Origin of the sequence: Pseudoflavonifractor phocaeensis (assembly GCF_016901735.1) — a bacterium.
Lineage (GTDB): Bacteria > Bacillota > Clostridia > Oscillospirales > Oscillospiraceae > Pseudoflavonifractor_A.
Map to the genome: position 1 here is coordinate 1 of NZ_JACLZC010000036.1, position 19,671 is coordinate 19,671.

The window sequence follows — 19,671 nt, forward strand, 5'->3', positions numbered from 1 at the left end:
GGGGGAATAGTCCATGATGTTGGTGGACTGCTGCCGGGGCAGGGCCGGGCTGAGGGCGGTGGGAAGCACCGCCGCGGCTACCGCCCAATATCCCAGCTTGCCCTGTTCCGCCAGACGGTGGAAGCCGTGGAGGGCCAGACAGGCAAAGGCGGGGAGATAGAGGAGGAGGTGCTGCTGGTTGTGGGACTGGATCTGCACGAAGATAAAGAAGCAGAGGACGGGCTGAAGGAGAAGAAAGACGCCTTTGGAGCGGTCTTTTCTGCGGGTACAGAGCCAGACAGCCAGCGCCAGCAGGACCAGCAGGCCAAAAAGCCCGTAATAGCGGGTCATGAGGCGCACGTCCACCTCCAGGCCCAGGCCGTAAGCGGCGTACATCTGGGCGTAATTGGCCAGCAGCCGCTGGGAGACGAAGGTTTGGAGGAAGAAGAGGAGGGGGAAGGCAAAGCCGCACAGATAGCCCAGCACCGGCGCGGGGGAGCGGCGGAAGGCGGCGCTGTCCACCAGCAGGGCGATGAGGAAGGAGAGGGCATAGAAGGCGTACCACCGCCGCAGCACCACCGCCAGGGCGCAGAGCACGCCGATGAGGAGGAAGCGGCCGAAGCGGCCCTTGCCGCCCTCCCGCAGGGTGAGCATCAGGGCCAGCAGGCAGACGGCGGCGCCAAAGACGTCCACAAAACCGGTGACGGAGGTGTAAAAGAGGGACGGGAGAAAGCACAGACCGGCCAGACCCAGCCACAGTCCGGGGCGGCGGAGGGAGCGGGCGTAGGCCCAGAGGAGCAATACCGCCGGAAAGAGGCAGAAGGTGGCGATGGACATGAGATAGACCCGCCGTCCCGGACCGAAGAGGAGGGCAAAGGGGACGCACAAAAGGCCGATGGTGTCGTTATAATCGCTGGTAAAGATGGAGTCGTAGACCTGCCGGAGGGCGGCGGAGAGGCCGTCGTTTCGGAAGGTCTCGGCCAGGGTGTAGGTACTGCGCCAGTAGATGGCGCTGTCCCAGGAATAAAGGGTGCGGCTGAAGGTGGCGTAGAGGAACACCGCCAGTTCCACCGCCGCGAAGAGAAGGAGGACTGCCAGCAGGTCCCGGCGGCCCAGGCCGCGGAGCCAGCGGAGGGCGGCGTTCCTCCCCTCCCACAGGGCGGAGAGAAGGTGGAGAAGGAAGAGGGCCAGCAAAAGCCCGCCGCCCAGCAGAACGGGCAGGGTCAAAAAGGCGGGAAGGGCCGTCCCGCTGTCCGCCACCGCCAGATCCAGGGTGAGGCCCCGGTAGCGGACCGACAGGAGGAGGCACAAAAGATACACGGCCCAGGTCCAGTGCATTCCGCCAAAGGACCACCGCGCCAGGTGGGCGCGGACCGGTCCGGCCAGGAGGGCCCCAGCCAGGGCAAGGCCCAGGGCGAAGAGGACCGACAGGGGCAGGAGGGGCAGGGAGCGGCTCCAGGCCTGGACCAGGAAGGCCTGCAAGCGCACGGCCAGGAAGAGGCCGCAGAGAAGCCCGGCGGAGGCGTACCACAGCCGGAGGGGAAGGGAAACAGGTTTCGTCATGTCAAAAAGCCTCCAGGATAAGAAAAGAGCCGCCGCAGCGCTCGGCATACGGCGGCCCGGGTCAGGTCAGCGTTATGCTTCCGGCTTGGAAGCGGGATCGGGGGTCTCAAAGACGGTCTTGGCGCTGGCGGCCAGACCGGCCAGACCCTGAAGCTCGGAGGGGATAATGATCTTGGTGGCCCTGCCGTCGGCGGCAGCCTGGAAGGCCTCCAGAGATTTGAGCTTGATGACCTGCTCGTTGGGGTTGGCCTCGTTGAGGAGCTGGAGGGCCTGGGCGGTGGCCTGCTGCACCTTCAAAATGGCTTCCGCCTTACCTTCGGCTTCCCGGATGGCGGCCTCCTTGGCGGCGTCGGCCCGCAGGATGAGGGCCTCCTTCTCACCTTCGGCCACCAGGATCTGGCTCTGCTTCTGGCCTTCGGCACGGAGCACCGCTTCGCGCTTTTCCCGCTCGGCCTTCATCTGCTTTTCCATGGCGCTCTGGATGTCGGGCGGCGGCAGAATGTTCTTCACTTCCACGCGGTTGACCTTGATGCCCCAGGGATCGGTGGCCTCGTCCAGGAGGAGGCGCATCTGGGAGTTGATGGTGTCCCGGCTGGTGAGGGTCTGCTCCAGATCCATGTCGCCGATGATGTTGCGCATGGTGGTGACAGACAGGTTTTCAATGGCGGCCATGGGACGCTCCACGCCGTAGGTGTAGAGCTTGGGGTCGGTGATCTGGAAGTAGAGCACCGTATCGATCTGCATGGTGACGTTGTCCTTGGTGATGACGGGCTGGGGCGGGAAGTCCACCACCTGCTCCTTGAGGGAGACCACCTTGGCCACCCGCTCCAGGAAGGGGACTTTAAAGTGCAGGCCCACGCTCCACACATCGTGGAACGCGCCCAGACGTTCGACAACGTAAGCCTTGGACTGCTGGACCACTTTGATATTGAGCACCAGCACCACCAGGATCAGAATAATCAGGGCGATGATAATGTAGGGCATGATATACACTCCTCCTTTTTCACACACAGATTAGGTTTGGGACATATCCTGACCGGCAGCAACGGACTGCACGGGACGGACCAGAACTTTGACCCCTTCAATGCGCTCCACCTTCACCTTGGCGTCAACAGGAATGAGGCTGCCGTCCACACTGCGGGCGGTCCAGACCTTTCCCTCCAGCTGCACCGCGCCGGTGGCGCTGAGGTTGTCGATGGGCTCGGTGACCACGCCGATGGAGCCGACGGCCCGGTCGGCATTGGTGGGCTGATAGTCCTTTTTGAGGTATTTCTGCCGCAGGGGGCGCAGGGCCAGCAGGCAGACGGCGGAGACCACGAAGAAGACGGCAAACTGGACCCAGATATTGTCCACCGCCAGAGAGAGGAGCAGGGCGGCCAGGGAACCGGCGGCGAACCAGATGGACACCAGGCCCACCGTCACGCCCTCCACGATCAGAAAGACCACCAGCGCCGCCAGCCAGCAAAGACTGGGTGTGGGTATTGGCATGTTCTTCCCTCCTTTTTTGGAAGCTGACTCTATCCTACCACAGCCCGCGTAAAAAAGAAAGAGCTTTTCTATGCCAGGCGGTTGGCGGCGAAAGATCGGGATGATTTCTTGACAAAGGGAAGGGAAAGCGCTATACTATGGCCTGTATATCCCAAAAGCAGAGATGGGAAGGAGTACCCGCGCAGGGTGGTGCAGAGAGGAGCCGGTTTGGTGCAAGGCTCTCCGAGGGCGCGGGGAAGGTCGTCCCGGAGCTCCGGTTCCGAAGGAGAAGTAGGAAGCGGCGGGTCCTCCCGTTAACGAGGCAATGAGTGTCCCCCCTTGGGGGAAATGCAGGTGGTACCGCGGATGAGTTTCGCCCTGAGCTGATTGGCTCGGGGCGTTTTTTGTTGCGCAGACGTGGAAAAGGAGGAGTCTATGGAACCCACAGTCCCCATCAAAGTCAAGACGGTATACGACCAGAAAGCCCTGACCGCCATGGCCAGGGGCCTGCGCCGCACGGTGCGCAAAAAGCACAGCCGCATTTCCCGGGTCATTGCCGGGATCATCATTGCGCTGGGTCTGGTGACCGGCATCGCCCCGGCGCTGCTGGAGCCTGGGGAGGGCGTCCAATGGATGTGCCTCTTGGCGGCCGCACTGCTGCTGGTCATCCTGTGTACCGAGGACTGGGTCAACGGCTTTTTGGCCCGGAAGAAGGCGCTGCCCGGCACCACCGAGACCGAAGCCGTATTTGAGGCGGATGGTTATTCCACCATCACCCAGGTCGGTACGACGGTTTGGAAGTATGAGGCCATCCGGGCCATAGCCGAGAGCGAGCGGTATCTGGTTTTTGTGTTCAGTAACCGCCACGCCCAGATCCACGACAAAACGGGCCTCACCCAGGGCACGCCGGAGGAATTGGCCGCCCTCATCCGGGAAAAGACCGGCCTGCCCATCGTCAAACTGTAATCCACACAAAAGAGGAGTGTAAAACCATATGAAAAAAGAACTGCCCAAGGTCTATGAACCCCGGGAAGTGGAAGGCCGCATCTATGAGATGTGGGAGAAGAACGGCTGCTTCCGGGGCCACCGGGACCCGGACAAAAAGCCCTTTACCATTGTCATGCCGCCTCCCAACGTCACCGGCCAGCTCCACATGGGCCACGCCATGGACTCCACCCTCCAGGACATCCTCATCCGCTTCAAGCGGATGGAGGGCTACGCCGCCCTGTGGGTGCCGGGCACCGACCACGCCGGCATTGCCACCCAGATCAAGGTGGAGGAGGACCTGCGCAAGAACGAGGGCCTGAGCCGCTATGACCTGGGCCGCGAGAAGTTTTTGGAGCGGGTGTGGGACTGGAAGAACAAATTCGGCGACCGCATCGTGGAGCAACAGAAGAAGCTGGGGGCCTCCTGCGACTGGGAGCGGTCCCGCTTCACCATGGACGAGGGCCTGTCCGCCGCCGTCCGCCATGTGTTCGTCTCCCTCTACAAGAAGGGCCTCATCTATAAGGGCTCCCGCATCGTCAACTGGTGCCCCCGGTGCGTCACCGCCCTCTCCGACGCCGAGGTGGAATATCAGGATAAGCCCGGCCACCTGTGGCACCTGAAGTACCCCATCAAGGGGGAGCCGGGCCGCTACTGCATCGTGGCCACCACCCGGCCCGAGACCATGCTGGGCGACACCGGCGTGGCGGTCAACCCCAACGACGCGCGCTACCAGGACCTCATCGGCAAGACCTGCATCCTGCCCCTCATGGACCGGGAGATCCCCATTGTGGCCGACGAGTATGTGGACCTGGAGTTCGGCACCGGCTGCGTGAAGATGACCCCCGCCCACGACCCCAACGACTTCGAGGTGGGCCTGCGCCACAATCTGGAGTCCATCCGGGTGCTGGACGACAACGGCAAGGTCAACGAGAACGGCGGCAAGTATCAGGGCCTGGACCGCTACGAGGCCCGCAAGGTGATCCTGGCGGATCTGGAGGCCCTGGGTCTGCTGGAAAAGACCGAGGATCACCAGCACAACGTGGGCACCTGCTGCCGCTGCGGCACCGACGTGGAGCCGGTGGTCTCCGCCCAGTGGTTCGTGAAGATGGCCCCCCTGGCTAAGGAGGCCCTGCGGGTGGTCAACGACGGGGAGGTGAAGTTCGTCCCCGACCGGTTCTCCAAGATCTACACCAACTGGATGGAGAACGTCCACGACTGGTGCATCTCCCGTCAGCTCTGGTGGGGCCATCAGATCCCCGCCTGGACCTGCGCCGACTGCGGCCACATCACCGTCTCCGAGACCGACCCCACCGAGTGTGAGCACTGCCGCTCCAAAAACATCACCCAGGAGGAGGACGTGCTGGACACCTGGTTCTCCTCGGCGCTGTGGCCCTTCTCCACCCTGGGCTGGCCCGACGAGAACAGCGAGGATTTCAAATATTTCTATCCCACCGACGTGCTGGTCACCGGCTATGACATCATCTTCTTCTGGGTGGCCCGCATGATCTTCTCCGCCTGTGAGCACACCGGCAAGCCCCCCTTCCACACCGTGTTCATCCACGGCCTGGTGCGGGACGACAAGGGTAGAAAGATGTCCAAGTCCCTGGGCAACGGCATCGATCCCCTGGTCATTGCCGAGCAGTACGGCGCCGACGCCCTCCGCTTCAACCTGGTCACCGGCAACTCCCCCGGCAACGATATGCGCTTCTACACCGAGCGGTGCGAGGCCATGCGCAACTTTGCCAACAAAATCTGGAACGCCTCCCGCTTCCTGATGATGAATCTGACCATCGAGGACTGCAAGCTGCCCGACCACCTGGAGCTGGAGGACAAGTGGATCTTGTCCAAGCTCAACAGCGTCATCCCCGAGGTCACCGAGAACATGGAGAAGTTTGAGCTGGGCGTGGCGGCCCAGAAGGTGTATGACTTTATCTGGGACGCCTATTGCGATTGGTATATCGAGCTGACCAAGTCCCGCCTCCAGGGGGAGGACGAAGCCGCCAAGGTCAACGCCCAGCAGGTGCTGTGCTACGTCCTCACCGAGACCCTCAAGCTCCTCCACCCCTTCATGCCCTATCTCACCGAGGAGATCTGGCAGGCGCTGCCCCGCCAGCCGGGCTCCGGCCATGAGGGCGACTTCCTCATGCTCCAGAAGTGGCCGGAGTACCGGGCGGACCTCTCGTTCCCCGAGGAGGAGAAGGCCATGGAGCTCATCATGGACGCCATCCGCGCCGTGCGCACCCGCCGGGCGGAGATGAACGTGCCCCCCTCCAAGAAGGCCAGCTTTACCGTGGCCACCCAGGAGACGGCGGTCTTTGCCGCCGGCATCCCCTTCCTCAAGCGTCTGGCCGGGGCCAGCGAGGTGAAGGTGGTGTCCTTCCGGGAGGGCCCCTCCGACGCCGAGGCCCAGCAGGCCGGTCTGGTGTCCATCACCACCCACGCCGCCCGGGTGTTCATCCCTCTGGGCGAGCTGGTGGATCTGGCCAAGGAGAAGGCCCGTGTGGAAAAGGAGCTGGGCAAGCACACCAAGGAGCTGGAGAAGCTGGACGCCAAGCTCAACAATCCCGGCTTTGTGAACAAGGCGCCCGCCAGCGTGGTGGAAGCCGAGAAGGAGCGGGCGGACAAGCTGCGCATCCTCATCGACAGCCTCACCCAGCAGCTGGCCTCCTTCTGAGCCAGGCCGATTCCACGCAGACGGGCGGGTCCCTTTGGGTCCGCCCGTTTTTTTCAAATATTTGCGGGAAGGCGTGACAATCGGAAATACCGGCGTTTTTATAAGTGTCAACGAAACACACTTTGAAAACGGAGGTATATACGATGAAAATGCAAGACTTTATGTCCCTGTTCCAGGGCGAAAAGCGGCCGGAGGGAGAGGTCATTTCTCTGCCCGACACCTTTATGACCTCCTGTGAGGAAGTGGAGGAAAGAGCCCCGGCGGAACCGGCCGCGGACGCGCCGGAAGCCGTTTCGGAGACCGGCGGGGAGGCGCCTCCCTCCTCGGCCCGGGACTACGCCGCCCGCCGGGCCCAGTCGGAAGCGGAGCAGGAAGAAGGGAAGCAGGAAGCGGCAGACGAAGCGGAAGAGACGGACGAAGCGGAGGACAGCCGTCGGGACCCGGTGGCCATGGCCCGCATTGCTTCTCTGCTGCGCAAGCTGGAGCGGCGGGAGAACGGTCCCAGCGAGGAGGACCGGGCGCGGGCTCAGGTGAAGCGGGACGCCATCCGCAAGGCGCTGACGCAGCGGCGCTACTTCTTCACCGAGGGCGAGCGGGAGAACAACTACTTTTTCCACATCCCCAGCATGGGCGACAAGAGCCGCCGGTTTGACCTGAACATCCAGGTAGAGGTGGAGCATCAGGCGGTGCGGTTCACCGCGAAGCTGCCCTTCTCCTGCTGCAGCGAGATGAGCATGGGCATGTTCCGCCGCTATGTGGACGCCAACTATCCCCTGCGCTACTTTGCCTGGGAATACGACAGGAACGACCATGAGGTATCCATCCGGGACACCATTCCCTTCTGGGACCCGGCGCTGGACGAACAGGTGCTGGATGGGATGCTGGACGCCTGCCTGATGACCATTCTGGAGCACTTTGTTGTGCTGGAGTGGCTGGCCACCGGTATCATGAGCCAGAAGCCCCGGGAGAAGGACCGGGCGCTGTGCGCCGAGCTGCTGGAGGAGCTGGAGGGGTACAATCCCCAGGGCCATCAGCGGATGGTCAAGCGCCTGCGTCTGGCGCTGGAAGGCTGGGACGAGGACTGACCGGAAAGGAGAAGAGGACCATGCTGGAGACGCTGGAACGCTATCTGGACCGTCTGGAGCAGGCGGAGATCGCCGGACCCATGCCCCATCTGCTGCTTCAGGGGGAGGGGGGCGGTTCGCTGCGGGATCTGGCGGAGCGGATCTTTGGCCTTTACCGGCGGAAGGGGATGCGCTTTCAGGGAGAGTGCCCCTTCCTCACGCTGGAGCTGGACGGGCCGGTTTTGCATGGGGAAGAGCTTCCGGCCCGTCTGGCCCGGGCGGCGGTGGAGCGCGCCGGCCTGCGGGAGCGGTTTTGCGGGGGCGCGGCGGTGGACCTGCGGGAGGCCATGCCCCTCTCCGACGGCGCCGCCAGGGCGCTGGCCCGTTTCATCCAGGGGGTGGAGAAGGAGATCTCCTTTGTACTGCTGGTCCCGTCCGGATGGGACCACACCCAGTCCCCTTTGGGACAGATGCTCTGTCTCAGGCCGCTGCTTCTGCCGGCGGAAAATCAGGCGGCGCTGACGGCGCTGCGGAAACGGGAAGGGGGGGTGCGGCTGACGGCGGAGGCCCGCGCCCTGCTGGAGGGCTATGTGGCGGCGGTGGCGCTGCGGCCCGGCTTCCAGGGGGAGGAGAGCGTGGCGCGGATCTGGTCGGCGCTGTGCTGGGAAGGGAGCCTGACGGGGGGCACGCTGGAGGCCGGCCAGGTGCGCCAGTGTTTAGAGCAGTCCTTTGGGACGGAAGAGCGGGCCTTCCGCACGGTACGGGGCCCCTCCATCGGATTTGGGAGGTGACGGGGATGGATCGCTACGGACAGACCATGGGAGAATATGTGCTGGGCGACAGCCTGGGAGGCGGTGCGCGGATTTTGGAGCAGGGCAAGCGGGTGTCGGTGGGGGCGTATCACTATCCGGCCAGCGGCGCGGTGCTCTGGTCCGATGGTCGGGAGATGGTGGTGGCCGATGACGACGCCCATACCCTCATCGTCTCCAGCACCGGCGGCGGCAAGACGGAAAGTCAGGTCAAGCCCATCATGGTATCGGCCATCCGCCGGGGGGAGAGTCTGCTGGTGACCGACACCAAGTCGGGAGAGCTCTATCAGCTGGCCTTTCCTTACCTGCTGGAGCAGGGGTACCGCCGGGTCTATGTGCTCAACTTTGCCCAGCCGCACCGTAGCCACCGCTGGAACCCCCTCTATCTGCCCGCCCAGCTGCTCCGCTCGCCGGACTATGTGGAGCGGGACATGGGAGAGGGGATGCTCTCCGATTTCCTGTCCTTTGCCTACGGTCAGACCTCCAAAAATGCCGATCCCTTCTGGGACGAGGCGGCCAAGGACATTTTCACCAGCCATTTTCATTTTCTGGTGCGCTACGCCGCGCCGGAGCAGATCCATCTGGCCTCCATCGCCCGGATGCACTGCGAGGCCAAGGAGAATCAGGGGGAGCTCTATGCCCGGGCCTTCAGTCCCCGCTACATTGAGCCGGGCAGCGTGGCGGCCAACGCCGCCGCCACCCGCGTCTCCGCGCCCAAAAGCGGCACCGCGCCCTCCATGGACGCGGTATTCCTCTCCAAGATCAATAAGCTCATCTCCTCCGAGGCCCAGCAGCGGATGCTGTGCGCCAACGACATCGACTTCATGTCCCTGGACGAGGAAAAGGTGGCCATCTTCCTTCTGATGCCCGACTCCACCCGCGCCTGGGATCTGCAGGCCTCTCTCTTTATCCAGCAGGTCTATCAGCAGCTGTGCCGGCTGTGTACCCTGCGGCATGACGGCCGTCTGCCCCACCGCTTTAATCTGATTTTTGAGGAATTCGGCAACCTGAGCCTGGGGGATACCGCCGGCAATATGTTTGCTGCCGCCCGGTCCCGCAACATCCGTCTGACCGCCGTCATCCAGAATTTCGGCCAGCTGGTCTACCGCTACGGCCAGGAGCTGGCCGACACCATCCGCTACAATACCCCCAACTGGATCTATATGCACACTCGGGAGCTGGACACCCTGGAGACCTTCAGCAAGCTGTGCGGCAGCCGGACCTATTCCATCCAGGGCGCCATGGTCACCCGGCCCGTGGCCTCCACGGTGCAGCTCCAGAGCCTGGAGCTGGGACAGGCCCTGGTGCTCTACGGGCGCAATCCGCCCTTTGTCACCGAGCTTGCCCCGTTTTCCCGGTATGAGACGGGGGTAAAGGTCCTGCCGGTGGTCTATCCCGCCAATCCGGACCGCAAAGCGCCCCTGTTCTCCTATGAGACGTTTTTCCGCGGACACGACGGCCAGCATCTCAACCGCCGGGTCCGTTCAGCCTGACATACACAAAAGAATTGGGAGGTTTTCGTCATGGAAACAAGCAGAGAATCCGCGCTGACCCTGTTAAAGACCTACAACCAGGAGCCGTTCCATCTCCGCCACGCCTTCACCATGGAGGCGGTGATGGACTGGTATGCCCATGCGCTGAGCTACGGAGCGGAGGCGGACTTCTGGTCCCAGGTGGGCCTGCTCCACGATCTGGACTTTGAACGCTGGCCAGAGGAGCACTGTGTCCGCACCAAGGCCCTTTTGGAGGAGGCCGGTTATACGCCGGCCTTCGTCCACGCGGTGGTCAGCCACGGCTGGGGTCTGACCGGCGCAGACGCCAAGCCGGAGCATGAGATGGAGAAGGTGCTCTTTGCCAGTGACGAGCTGACCGGACTCATCGGGGCGGCGGCGCTGATGCGGCCCTCCAGGAGCGTGCAGGATATGGAGCTTTCCAGCCTGAAGAAGAAGTTCAAGGATAAAAAGTTTGCCGCCGGCTGTTCCCGAGATGTGATCCGCCAGGGCGCGGAGCTGCTGGGCTGGGAGCTGGACCAGCTGCTGGACCGGACCTTACAGGCCATGAAGGCGGTGGAGGCGTCGGTGGAGCGGCAGTGCGCGGCGTTATAAAAGAGAAAACAGCATGAAAAAACCGGCCCCCATTTCTGGGGACCGGTTTTTTATGCCAGGTTGGACCTTAGCCCTGGGAGATAGCGCCCACGGGGCAGGTGCCGGCGCAGGTGCCGCAATCGATGCAGGCGCCAGCGTCGATCTCGTAGTGCTCAGCACCCTGAGAGATGGCGCCCACGGGGCAGTTGCCCTCGCAGGAACCGCAGCTGATGCAGTCGCCGCTAATCACATAAGCCATAAGTAACACCTCCATACTTTAGCTGTCATCATTGTAACACGAATTTCTAAAAATGCAATGCTAAATTCTCAGTAAATTGGGTATATTTTCATTGCCGGGGCCCGCGCCGGAGGAAAAACACGCCGGGCAATCCCAGCGATTCGTGTAAGGAAAGGGAATATTTCATGGATAATGCCGGGAAAAAGAGGCACTTTCAGTATCTATCCCAGATAGGAGGCAGCGTCTTGAACGAGACAAGATTTACCGCCCGGGCCCAGGAGGCCTTCCGGCTGGCCCAGGGCGGGGCGGCGGAGCTGGGGCACGGCTATGTGGGTACGGAGCATCTGCTGCTGGGGCTGTGCCGGGAGGGGCGCGGCGTGGCGGCGCAGGTGCTGCAAAGCGCGGGTCTGGAGGACAGCCGGCTGCGGGATACCATTGCCCGGCTGGTGGGTGTGGGCGAGGCGGGGCGGCGTCCGGCCCAGGGTCTGACCCCCCGCTGCAAGCGGGCGGTGGAGCTGGCGCTGGAGGAGGGGAACCGGATGGGGACCCGCTACATCGGCACGGAGCACCTGCTGGCCGGCATTCTGCGGGAGGGAGAAGGGGTGGCGGTGCGGGTCATCAGCGCCTGCGGCCAGGCGCCGGGCCGGCTGCTGCTGGAGGTGCGGGCCGCCATGGGCGGGGAGACGCCCTCCCCCTACCGTCCCCCGTCCAGCCGGCCCAGAGGGGAGCGGGAGTGCGGCGATTCCCGGCTGCTGGATCAGTTTTCCCGGGATCTGACCGCCATGGCGGCGGGCGGTCTGCTGGACCCGGTGGTGGGCCGGGAGGAGGAAATCGACCGGGTGATCCAGATCCTGTCCCGGCGGCGCAAAAATAACCCGGCCCTCATTGGGGAGCCGGGGGTGGGCAAGACCGCCGTGGTGGAGGGGCTGGCCCGCCGCATCGCCGCCGGCGCGGTGCCGGAAGAGCTCCGCCGCCGCCGGGTGCTGTCCCTGGATCTGTCGGCCATGGTGGCGGGGACCAAATACCGGGGGGAATTTGAAGAGCGGGTCAAGCACCTTCTGGAGCAGGTCACCCGGATGGGGAACATGATCCTGTTTATCGACGAGCTCCACAACATCGTGGGGGCCGGTTCGGCGGAGGGGGCCATCGACGCGGCCAACATCATCAAGCCGGCTCTGGGCCGGGGGGAGATTCAGGTCATCGGCGCCACCACCACCGACGAATACCGCCGCTATATCGAGCGGGACGCGGCGCTGGAGCGCCGGTTCCAGCCGGTACAGGTGGCCGAGCCGGACGAGGAGACCGCCCGGCGCATTTTGCTGGGGGTGCGGGACAAATACGAGTCTCACCACCGGCTGTCCATCACCGACGCGGCGGTGGAAGCGGCGGTGCGTCTGTCGGTGCGCTATCTGCACGACCGGCGGCTGCCCGACAAGGCCATCGACCTGATGGACGAGGCGGCGGCGCAGGTTCGTCTGGCCCGGCTGACCCTGCCGCCCACCCTTCGGATGCTGGAGGAGCGGGTAATCTCCACCCGCCTGGAGAAGGAGGGCGCCATCCGGGACCAGGATTTTGAGCGGGCCGCCATTCTGCGGGACGCGGAGGCGGATTTCTGCCGGGAGCTGGAGGCCGGTCGGGCGGTATGGCACACCGACCGGGACACCGGCGTGGTGACCGCCGAGGATGTGGCCCGGGTGGTGTCCCGCTGGACGGGGGTGCCGGTGACGGCCCTCACCCAGAGCGAAAAGGACCGGCTGCTCCGGCTGGAGGAGGCGTTGCACGCCCGGATTGTGGGCCAGGAGGAGGCGGTCCGGGCGGTAGCCCGGGCGGTGCGCCGTGGCCGGGTGGGGCTGAAGGAGGCGGGACGGCCCATCGGGTCCTTTCTCTTTCTGGGCCCCACCGGCGTGGGCAAGACGGAGCTGTGCCGGGCGCTGGCGGCGGAGCTGTTCGGCAGCGAGGCGGCCCTGCTGCGCTTTGACATGTCGGAGTATATGGAAAAGCACACCGTCTCCCGGCTCATCGGCGCGCCGCCCGGCTATGTGGGCCATGAGGACGGCGGCCAGCTCACCGAGGCGGTGCGCCGCCGTCCCTACGCGGTGGTGCTCTTTGACGAGCTGGAAAAGGCCCATCCCGACGTATGGGGTCTGCTGCTCCAGCTGCTGGAGGACGGCGTGGTCACCGACACCCATGGCCGGCGGGTGGATTTCCGCAACACGGTGATCGTCATGACCTCCAACGTGGGGGCCCGGCGCATCACGGCAAAGGGGAAGCGGCTGGGCTTTTCCCCGGAGACGGGCGGCGCGCTGCGTCCGGCGGAAGAGGTGAAGCGCGCCGTGCTGGACGATCTCAAGGGGGTATTCCGGCCGGAATTTCTCAACCGGCTGGACGAGATCATCGTATTCCGCCAGCTGGACCGGCGGGAGCTGCGGGACATCGCGGCCCGGCTGGTGGAGCAGGTGGGGCGGCGTCTGGACCGTCTGGGGGTCTCCCTCCGGGTGGAGGAAGGGGCGCTGGATCTGCTGGCGGAGCTGGGCTTCGACCCGGATTACGGGGCCCGGCCCCTGCGGCGCGCCATCCGGGCCAAGGTGGAGGACCCGGCGGCGGAGGCGCTGCTCAACGGCGGGCTGACCGCCGGCTGCGGAGCCGCCCTGGTGCTGCGGGAGGGAGCCCTTCGCCTGCTCCCCGAGGGCAAACGGGACGCCGCCCCCTCCTCTGCGGGCTGAGCGGTCCCTCCCGGCCTTCTCCCGCCTGCGCCCGCCCGTCCGGGGACCGGCGGGGCGGCCGGCGGCGGGCACGGAGAGGGGCCTCATTCGTAGAGGATGTAGCCGCCCCAGTAGCGGATGTGGGAGAAGGGGCGGAAGTTGGGTGGATTTTGGGACATACGGCGCATATCCTCCGCCACCAGGCCGATGCGGCGGAAGCGGCGCTCGTCAAACCACTGGCCGTCCCCCAGCTGGGCGATGGTGACGGTGCGCAGATAGGCCTGGGCCTCCCGCAGAGCCTGGGCGGCGGGCATTTGGGTGAGGTTGTCGTAAAACCGGTCCATGAGCACGGCGGAGGCAAAATCATTTGCCTCCCAGATGGACAAAAGCATGACCTTGGCGCGCAGCACCTTGAAGGCGGTCTGCAAGCCCACGATGCCGTTGCCCTGGCGCATATCGCCCGTGCCGGAAAAGCAGGCCGACAGCACCACCAGCTCCGGCGGCTCCATGCGGTAGTGGCACAGCTCCTCGGCGGTGAGCACGCCGTTGCCCAGCTCCGGGTCCTCCCGGCCGGTGATGAGCCAGTCGTTGGCTCCGGCGAAGTAGAGGCAGGCCCGGGACAGGGGAGAGGAGAGGGAGGCCAGGCCGCTGTCCTCGTCGCCGTCGGTATAAAAGGCCCCGTGGGTAGCGATATGAAGGATAGAAGCTTTACAGTCTTGCAGGGCCCCCTTGCTGGCCGCCCGGCGGAGGAGCGGCTTTGCGCCGGTCTTTTCGGCTACCAGCTGGGCCTCGATTTTGGTCAGGGGGATCTTGGTCACCAGCCGTTTGGAGAGGTTCGGCGGGACGGCGTCCGGGTCCACCGGGGTGAGGGAGAAATCGGGGTTGCCCATCACCAGCGCCTCCCGGCCCTGGATGTGGATGACGGTGTCCGGCTTCAGGTCCCGTGCGCTCTCCAGGTAGACGAAGGTATACCGCTCACAGAGACGGTGGTCAGCGTCCGGACCCAGCAGGCCGAAGGGCAGCTTGGCCAGGTCGCCGTCGGGCGAGAGGAAGATGGTGCGGACGTGGGGCTGGATCAGCGGCGCCACCGGCTGGAACAGCAGGCGGTAAAGGACGGTCTGGCCGATTTTTCCCATGCCCAGAGCCAGGGTGCGCAGGCGGCTGGCTCTGGCCTCGGCGGTGAGGAGGAGGAGGTACCACCGGATCTGCAAAAAGTTGAGGCTGGGCAGCCGGCGGAGCTGGAGCTGTCCGTGGGAGCGATGGGCCACAAAGACGGCGTAGCGCAGGTCGCCCTCCACCAAATCTCCCGTGCGGTTGGCCGGATAGGCGTAATAGTCGATGAACACCCCGTCCTCTGGCAGCTGGCGGAGCACGTCACGGCAGGAGAGCCACTGGAAGGCGCCGGGCAGGTCCTCCTCCAGGGAGAGCTCCAGCAGGCGCTTTTTCTGCTCCAGGCCGGACACGTCCCAGCTGACTCCCCGCAGCACCTCCGAGGTTTTTTCCGCCATAATCTGCGCCCGCAGGTCGTCGATCTGGCGATAAACCTCCTCGTGGCCGGGATTCTCGGCCCTGATGTTCCGGTTGATGCGCAGCAGGCGGGAATAGATGGACTTGCCGTTGAGGATCAGCTCATAGAGCTCCTCCACGCCGTAGGAGAGAAGGTGCTGCTCGGAGAGGGAGAGGATCAGATTGATGACGACGGTATTGGACCAGAGGGCCTGGAGGATGTATTCCTCGTCCCGGTGGGAGAGGATGCGCTGGATGCGCTGGGGCATGGAGGCGCACAGCTCGTCCAGCAGGCCCTTCAGCTCCGCGCCGTTCAGCAGCTCCGTCAGGAGGGAGAGGGAGGAGATGGCGAAGGAAAAGAGCATACCCAGGGGGTGGAGCTGGGGATTGGCCCGGGCGTTCTCCAGGGCGGAGGAGATCCAATAGCGGGCCATGTCCCGGTCGCCCTGCCGGAGGCACAGGAGGGCGCGCAGCCGTTTGAGGCTGATGGAGGGGGCGTTGACCTCCCGGCAGAAGCTGCCCAGCAGCTGCTCGCACCAGCTCACCAGGGAGGCGGCCTGCGCCAGCTTTGGACGGGGGCAGAACCGGGGCTGAAGGAGGTCCCAGGCCTGATTGAAGAAGTGCCAGAAGGAGAGCACCGGGTCGCCGTTGCCCGGTCCCACGGGAGGGAAGGGGGTCTGGCCGGAGTCTGGCGACTCCAGGCCCAGCATCTGGGCCGAGGTGTGGAGAAACGCGGCGGAGCGGGACTGCTCCATGCCGTACTGGGCGATGAGCGCCAGTCCCTCCTGAAAGAGGGCGGAGGCATCCGCGGCCCGGGAGGCGTTGGACAGAGGGGTGAGCAGGTTGTTGATGGCGATGAGGGTATTTTCCGGGCCGTAATCGTGCTGATGGGAGAGGAGATAGGCCTGCTGGGCGTGATATTCCAGCCGGTTGAGATCGGAGGAGCCGGTAGTATTGAGCAGGTAGTAGCGCACCAGGCAGGTGTGGAGATGGAAGAGGAGGAGCTGATCCTCGTCCTCGCCGGGCTCCAGGCGATCATAGAGGGCCTGGGCCCGGTCCAGGATCTCCTCCACCCCGGCGCTCTCCAGCAGATCGAGATGAACGTCGGCGTTCAGCAGAAAGGCATAGCAGAGCACGGAGCGGTTTTCATCGGTTTCCGGCTGGGAGAGGAGCGACGCGCCCATCTGGAGGGCCTCGTCGCTCCGTCCCAGGAGGCGCAGACCGTCCATCAGGTGCCAGCGTGGCACGATGAGCAGGAGGCTGCCGTCGGGATAGTGTTCCTGCCGCAGGGCGATGCAGCGGTTCAGCATGGCAATGCCGCTGGGGGCGGAGTCCTGTCCCAGCCGGATATAGGCCTTGCCCACCACCATCAGAAGGTCGGTAAAGGAGGGAAAGTCCAAAGCCGCCAGAGGGTCCAGACAGGCGGACAGGTTCCGTTCATAGAGCACGGTGATCCGCCGGGCGTCGTCGGGCCAGCACTGGACGATTTCATAGAGGAGCAGCAGGTCGGCGCAGTGGTTTTCGTTGCCCCGTAAGTCGTAGAAATAGTGGTTGATCCGTCCCAGAAGGGACTGGGCGCTTTCGGGGGAAAAGCGGACGCCCTCCTCCCGCAGGAGGAGGGCGATCAGGGTCAGGGCGTCTTTGGTATAGTGGGAATAGGGAGTAACGTCGGACAGGGGGACTGTTCCGAACAGATCCCGAAGGGCACGGGCATAGGAGAGGGCGTGGGGCGGGACCCAGAGGTCGTCCGGAAGGAGCTGCCAGAGCAAAAGCAGGCCGTCGTCGTCCGGCGCCTCCCGCGTCAGGTGGAGCTGATAGAGCAGCGCGGCCACCTCATTGCCCGCCAGGCGGGCCTCCTCCCGGAGGCGTTCCAATTCCGCCCGGTCAGAGAATGGCGAGTTCATAGCTGCCGTCTCCCGAGGCGTCCAGCCGGGCGGTCCACACCGGTCCGTCCAGGGTCATGGCCTGGCAGTCCACCAGCGCTCCGTCCTGGTCCAGCAGCACAGCCAGCGGCTGGGTCTGGGGCAGGTCCTCGGCGTCCAGGCGGAGGGAGAGGACGCCGTCCCGTATGGAGAGCTGGTTATAGCTGTTCTCGTTGTCGATCAGGGTGTCCCGCTGGACGCCGCTCCCACCCGCGGAGCGGGCGCCGACGGCCAGAGGGTAATCGAAATCGCAGCCGCCGAACTGGGCGCTGTCCAGCAGGAGCTGCCGGGCGGCGGACTGCAGGCGGAGGCGGAAGCGCGCGGCGCTCCGGGCCAGCCGGGCGGGCAGGCGTTCCGACTGGGACAGCGCGGCTTGCTGTGCGGCCTCCTGCAGCTCGCACAGGCGCTCATAGAGCTGATAGCAGCTGGGGCACTGAAAAAGATGGGCGTTGATCCGGGCGGCACGCAGACGCGCGGCCTGACCGGTCTGATTGTCCGCGAGGAAATCAGACAGCTCCTCCAGCGTCAGATGTTCACTCATCACAGATACCTCCCAGGATCTTTTCGCGATTTTTGCACAGGGAAACGCGGGTGCGGGAGGAGACCACGGAGATTTCCCGCTTGTTCATATGGAATACCTGCCCTTGCGCGCCGCTGAGCTTTTCCTCCAGGGGAGAAAAGACCCAGTCGGGGAACCTGCGCCCAAAGAGGTGGGAGAGGTCCCGCTTCATCTGGCGGACCAGCTCCTCCAGGGGACGGCCGGCGAGCATGTCGGCGATTTGGGTGGGGTCGCCCTTTTTGCGCCCGTCGTTGGCGGAGAGGGGGACGAGGATGACGTTATAGAAGAAGGCCACAATGCGCTCCGGCGGAAGCCTGAGCCCGCAGACATAGGCGATGAGCTGGTCACAGCGGTTTTGATCCTCCTGATTGCGCAGCTTGGACAGGAGGTTTTCCTCCGGCGTGGAGGGATCGGCGATGTTGACCACATCTTCCTCATCCAAAGGGGGGAATTTTGGCCGCCACTGTTCCTCCTCCGAAATGTGGAATACAGAGCGCCACTCCTCCTCTTCCTCCGGTGAGAGACGGAGGTAATTCTTGCGGTAATAGTCGTTGATTCTGGACTTGGCTACCGCCCGGAGCCAGGCGTTGCGCTGGGCCGGGGAATATTCCGCAGAGCGCTTGAGGAAACTCACCAGTTTGCGGTATACCGTCAGCTTGATTTCCTGCATTACGTCCTCCCGTTCCGAGAGGGGGATCTTGTTGGCCACCGTTGCGCGCACCGAGCGTTCCACCGCCTGGTCCAGCTCCAGGTAAACGTCGGGGTCGCCCGCAGACACACCCTGCCGCAGCCGCTCAAAAAAAGTTTCAGAACCGAATTCCATCCGTATCATCACCGCCTTTTCCACAAACGGATGTTTTGAGGGAGTCTTTTTCATTATAATTAGGTTTTTGTCAAAATGCAAGAGCCTTCTTGTATTTCAGAGGGAGATTATGTTAAAGTGGAGAGGAATATGGAAAAAGGGGGAAGCGAGGATGATCTATACGGTGACCTGCAATCCGGCGCTGGACTATGTGGTGGCGCTGGACTGTCTGCGGGTGGGGGCGCTGAACCGGGCGTCGGCGTCGGAGGTACAGCCGGGGGGAAAGGGCATCAATGTGACCACGGTGCTCCACCGACTGGGCGTGGAGAGTACGGCGCTGGGCTTTGTGGGGGGCTTTACCGGCCGGGCGCTGGAGGAGGCGCTGGCGGGACAGGGGATCAGGACCGACTTTATTGTTTTAACCCACGGTCTTACCCGCATCAACATAAAAATCAAAGCGGAAAAGGAGAGCGAGATCAACGACAGCGGGCCGGTGGTGGACGAAGGAGCGTGGTCGGCGCTGGAGGCCCGGCTTCTGGGGCTGAAGCGGGGGGACGTACTGGTGCTGTCCGGTTCGGCGCCCTCCGGTGTGCCGTCGGACTGCTATGGCCGGCTGCTGGCTCTGCTGGCGGGCCGGGGGGTGGAGGCGGTGGTGGACGCCTCCGGTCCGCTGCTGCTGGAGGCGCTGCGGTACAGGCCTTTCCTGGTCAAGCCCAACCGGCAGGAGCTGGAGGAGCTGATGGGGGAGACGCTGTCCGACGAGGCGGCGCTGGTCCGGGGGGCGTACTGGCTCCGGGAGAAGGGAGCGCGCAGCGTGCTGGTCTCCCTGGCGGGGGAGGGGTCCCTGCTGCTGGACGAGGCGGGAGGACTGCACCGCCGGGGTGCGCCGCGGGGAACGGTGCGCAACTCGGTGGGGGCCGGGGACGCCATGGTGGCGGGATTTTTGGCCGGCTGGCAGCGGACCGGGGACTATGACCAGGCCCACAGATGGGGGGTGGCGGCCGGGTCGGCCGCGGCCTTTTCCACCGGGCTTCCGTCAGCCAGGGATGTCGCCGCGCTGCTGGCGGAGCTTCCGTAGCGCGGCGGGAGCGAAGCCGGAGGGAAACAGGAGAGCTGTGACGGTTCTCCTGTTTTTTTAATGGAAAATATATAAAAACAAACAATACATAGTAAGAAAATGTTAATAAAATTAGGAGAATTATACAAAGATTTAAGGTAAAAAACGTGGTTCTGTGAATTGACGGCGGACAGAGAAGCCGGTATCATAGTAATTAGATAATCCAGATAATAAATAACTAAGGAGAGGGGGGAGGAC

The 19,671-nt window shown here is 64.3% G+C and carries 15 protein-coding genes and 1 other annotated feature; of the genes, 8 read left to right on the plus strand and 7 right to left on the minus strand.

The genetic code is table 11. The features are described 5' to 3' along the window. From H7U37_RS16070 to H7U37_RS08995, 3 genes are all read right to left on the minus strand, one after another. On the minus strand, nt 1–1,542 hold a 1,542-nt coding region (locus tag H7U37_RS16070; RefSeq protein ID WP_204875256.1), incomplete at its 3' end, for a glycosyltransferase family protein. Between the two features lie 72 nt (nt 1,543–1,614). Further along, nucleotides 1,615–2,526, minus strand: a complete 912-nt coding sequence (locus tag H7U37_RS08990) for an SPFH domain-containing protein (RefSeq protein WP_204875257.1) — start codon at nt 2,524–2,526, stop codon at nt 1,615–1,617. A 30-nt stretch (nt 2,527–2,556) separates the two neighbouring features. Then, the gene (locus H7U37_RS08995) at nt 2,557–3,030 is read right to left on the minus strand and encodes an NfeD family protein (RefSeq protein ID WP_207751983.1); all 474 of its coding nucleotides are present in this window, start codon (nt 3,028–3,030) and stop codon (nt 2,557–2,559) included. 151 nt (nt 3,031–3,181) lie between these two features. Then, nucleotides 3,182–3,393, plus strand: a binding site (T-box leader). Nucleotides 3,394–3,444: 51 nt separating this feature from the next. Between H7U37_RS08995 and H7U37_RS09000 the strand changes: the two genes are divergently transcribed. The 6 genes from H7U37_RS09000 (at nt 3,445) to H7U37_RS09025 (ending at nt 10,648) form a co-directional block, all read left to right on the plus strand. Beyond that, complete coding sequence (locus H7U37_RS09000) at nt 3,445–3,975, plus strand: YcxB family protein (protein ID WP_204875258.1); 531 nt, start codon at nt 3,445–3,447, stop codon at nt 3,973–3,975. 28 nt (nt 3,976–4,003) lie between these two features. Beyond that, a complete protein-coding gene (locus tag H7U37_RS09005) occupies nt 4,004–6,670 on the plus strand; it encodes a valine--tRNA ligase (protein WP_204875264.1) in 2,667 nt (888 codons plus the stop codon). A 143-nt stretch (nt 6,671–6,813) separates the two neighbouring features. Further along, nucleotides 6,814–7,755 (plus strand): hypothetical protein, encoded by a 942-nt coding sequence (locus tag H7U37_RS09010; RefSeq protein WP_204875267.1) that lies wholly within the window; start codon nt 6,814–6,816, stop codon nt 7,753–7,755. 20 nt (nt 7,756–7,775) lie between these two features. Further along, entirely contained in the window at nt 7,776–8,525 is a 750-nt protein-coding gene (locus H7U37_RS09015) for a hypothetical protein (protein WP_204875268.1), read from the plus strand. Between the two features lie 5 nt (nt 8,526–8,530). Further along, entirely contained in the window at nt 8,531–10,036 is a 1,506-nt protein-coding gene (locus tag H7U37_RS09020; protein ID WP_204875269.1) for a type IV secretory system conjugative DNA transfer family protein, read from the plus strand. A gap of 30 nt (nt 10,037–10,066) precedes the next feature. Then, nucleotides 10,067–10,648 (plus strand): hydrolase, encoded by a 582-nt coding sequence (locus H7U37_RS09025; RefSeq protein WP_204875270.1) that lies wholly within the window; start codon nt 10,067–10,069, stop codon nt 10,646–10,648. A 67-nt stretch (nt 10,649–10,715) separates the two neighbouring features. Here H7U37_RS09025 and H7U37_RS09030 read toward each other — a convergent pair whose 3' ends face one another. Next, on the minus strand, nt 10,716–10,886 hold the full coding sequence (locus tag H7U37_RS09030; protein WP_204875271.1) for a DUF362 domain-containing protein: 171 nt from the start codon (nt 10,884–10,886) through the stop codon (nt 10,716–10,718). Between the two features lie 224 nt (nt 10,887–11,110). Here H7U37_RS09030 and H7U37_RS09035 point away from each other — a divergent pair, with 224 nt between their 5' ends. After that, nucleotides 11,111–13,588 (plus strand): ATP-dependent Clp protease ATP-binding subunit, encoded by a 2,478-nt coding sequence (locus H7U37_RS09035; RefSeq protein ID WP_204875272.1) that lies wholly within the window; start codon nt 11,111–11,113, stop codon nt 13,586–13,588. 83 nt (nt 13,589–13,671) lie between these two features. Here the strand turns inward: H7U37_RS09035 and H7U37_RS16075 are convergent, their stop codons facing one another. Genes H7U37_RS16075 through H7U37_RS09050 form a run of 3 tightly spaced genes read right to left on the minus strand, consistent with a single transcriptional unit; the run spans nt 13,672 to nt 18,386 of the window. Then, nucleotides 13,672–16,977, minus strand: a complete 3,306-nt coding sequence (locus H7U37_RS16075) for a CHAT domain-containing protein (RefSeq protein WP_204875273.1) — start codon at nt 16,975–16,977, stop codon at nt 13,672–13,674. After that, nucleotides 16,958–17,536, minus strand: coding sequence for an anti-sigma factor family protein (locus H7U37_RS16080; protein ID WP_204875274.1), 579 nt, complete (start codon nt 17,534–17,536; stop codon nt 16,958–16,960). Before H7U37_RS16080 ends, H7U37_RS16075 begins: the two co-directional genes overlap by 20 nt. Further along, nucleotides 17,529–18,386, minus strand: coding sequence for a sigma-70 family RNA polymerase sigma factor (locus H7U37_RS09050; RefSeq protein ID WP_204875276.1), 858 nt, complete (start codon nt 18,384–18,386; stop codon nt 17,529–17,531). Before H7U37_RS09050 ends, H7U37_RS16080 begins: the two co-directional genes overlap by 8 nt. Before the next feature lie 142 nt (nt 18,387–18,528). Between H7U37_RS09050 and pfkB the strand changes: the two genes are divergently transcribed. Continuing rightward, a complete protein-coding gene (gene pfkB / locus H7U37_RS09055) occupies nt 18,529–19,434 on the plus strand; it encodes a 1-phosphofructokinase (protein ID WP_204875278.1) in 906 nt (301 codons plus the stop codon). Nucleotides 19,435–19,671 lie beyond the last annotated feature (237 nt).

Excerpts from the sequence above, each read along its gene's own strand:
- H7U37_RS16080 (WP_204875274.1), bottom strand. The coding sequence starts at position 17,536 with ATGAGTGAACATCTGACGCTGGAGGAGCTGTCTGATTTCCTCGCGGAC.
- H7U37_RS09030 (WP_204875271.1), bottom strand. The coding sequence starts at position 10,886 with ATGGCTTATGTGATTAGCGGCGACTGCATCAGCTGCGGTTCCTGCGAG.
- H7U37_RS16075 (WP_204875273.1), bottom strand. The coding sequence starts at position 16,977 with ATGAACTCGCCATTCTCTGACCGGGCGGAATTGGAACGCCTCCGGGAG.
- H7U37_RS09005 (WP_204875264.1), top strand. The coding sequence starts at position 4,004 with ATGAAAAAAGAACTGCCCAAGGTCTATGAACCCCGGGAAGTGGAAGGC.
- H7U37_RS09000 (WP_204875258.1), top strand. The coding sequence starts at position 3,445 with ATGGAACCCACAGTCCCCATCAAAGTCAAGACGGTATACGACCAGAAA.
- pfkB (WP_204875278.1), top strand. The coding sequence starts at position 18,529 with ATGATCTATACGGTGACCTGCAATCCGGCGCTGGACTATGTGGTGGCG.
- H7U37_RS09050 (WP_204875276.1), bottom strand. The coding sequence starts at position 18,386 with ATGATACGGATGGAATTCGGTTCTGAAACTTTTTTTGAGCGGCTGCGG.
- H7U37_RS08995 (WP_207751983.1), bottom strand. The coding sequence starts at position 3,030 with ATGCCAATACCCACACCCAGTCTTTGCTGGCTGGCGGCGCTGGTGGTC.
- H7U37_RS09020 (WP_204875269.1), top strand. The coding sequence starts at position 8,531 with ATGGATCGCTACGGACAGACCATGGGAGAATATGTGCTGGGCGACAGC.
- H7U37_RS09015 (WP_204875268.1), top strand. The coding sequence starts at position 7,776 with ATGCTGGAGACGCTGGAACGCTATCTGGACCGTCTGGAGCAGGCGGAG.
- H7U37_RS08990 (WP_204875257.1), bottom strand. The coding sequence starts at position 2,526 with ATGCCCTACATTATCATCGCCCTGATTATTCTGATCCTGGTGGTGCTG.
- H7U37_RS09010 (WP_204875267.1), top strand. The coding sequence starts at position 6,814 with ATGAAAATGCAAGACTTTATGTCCCTGTTCCAGGGCGAAAAGCGGCCG.
- H7U37_RS09025 (WP_204875270.1), top strand. The coding sequence starts at position 10,067 with ATGGAAACAAGCAGAGAATCCGCGCTGACCCTGTTAAAGACCTACAAC.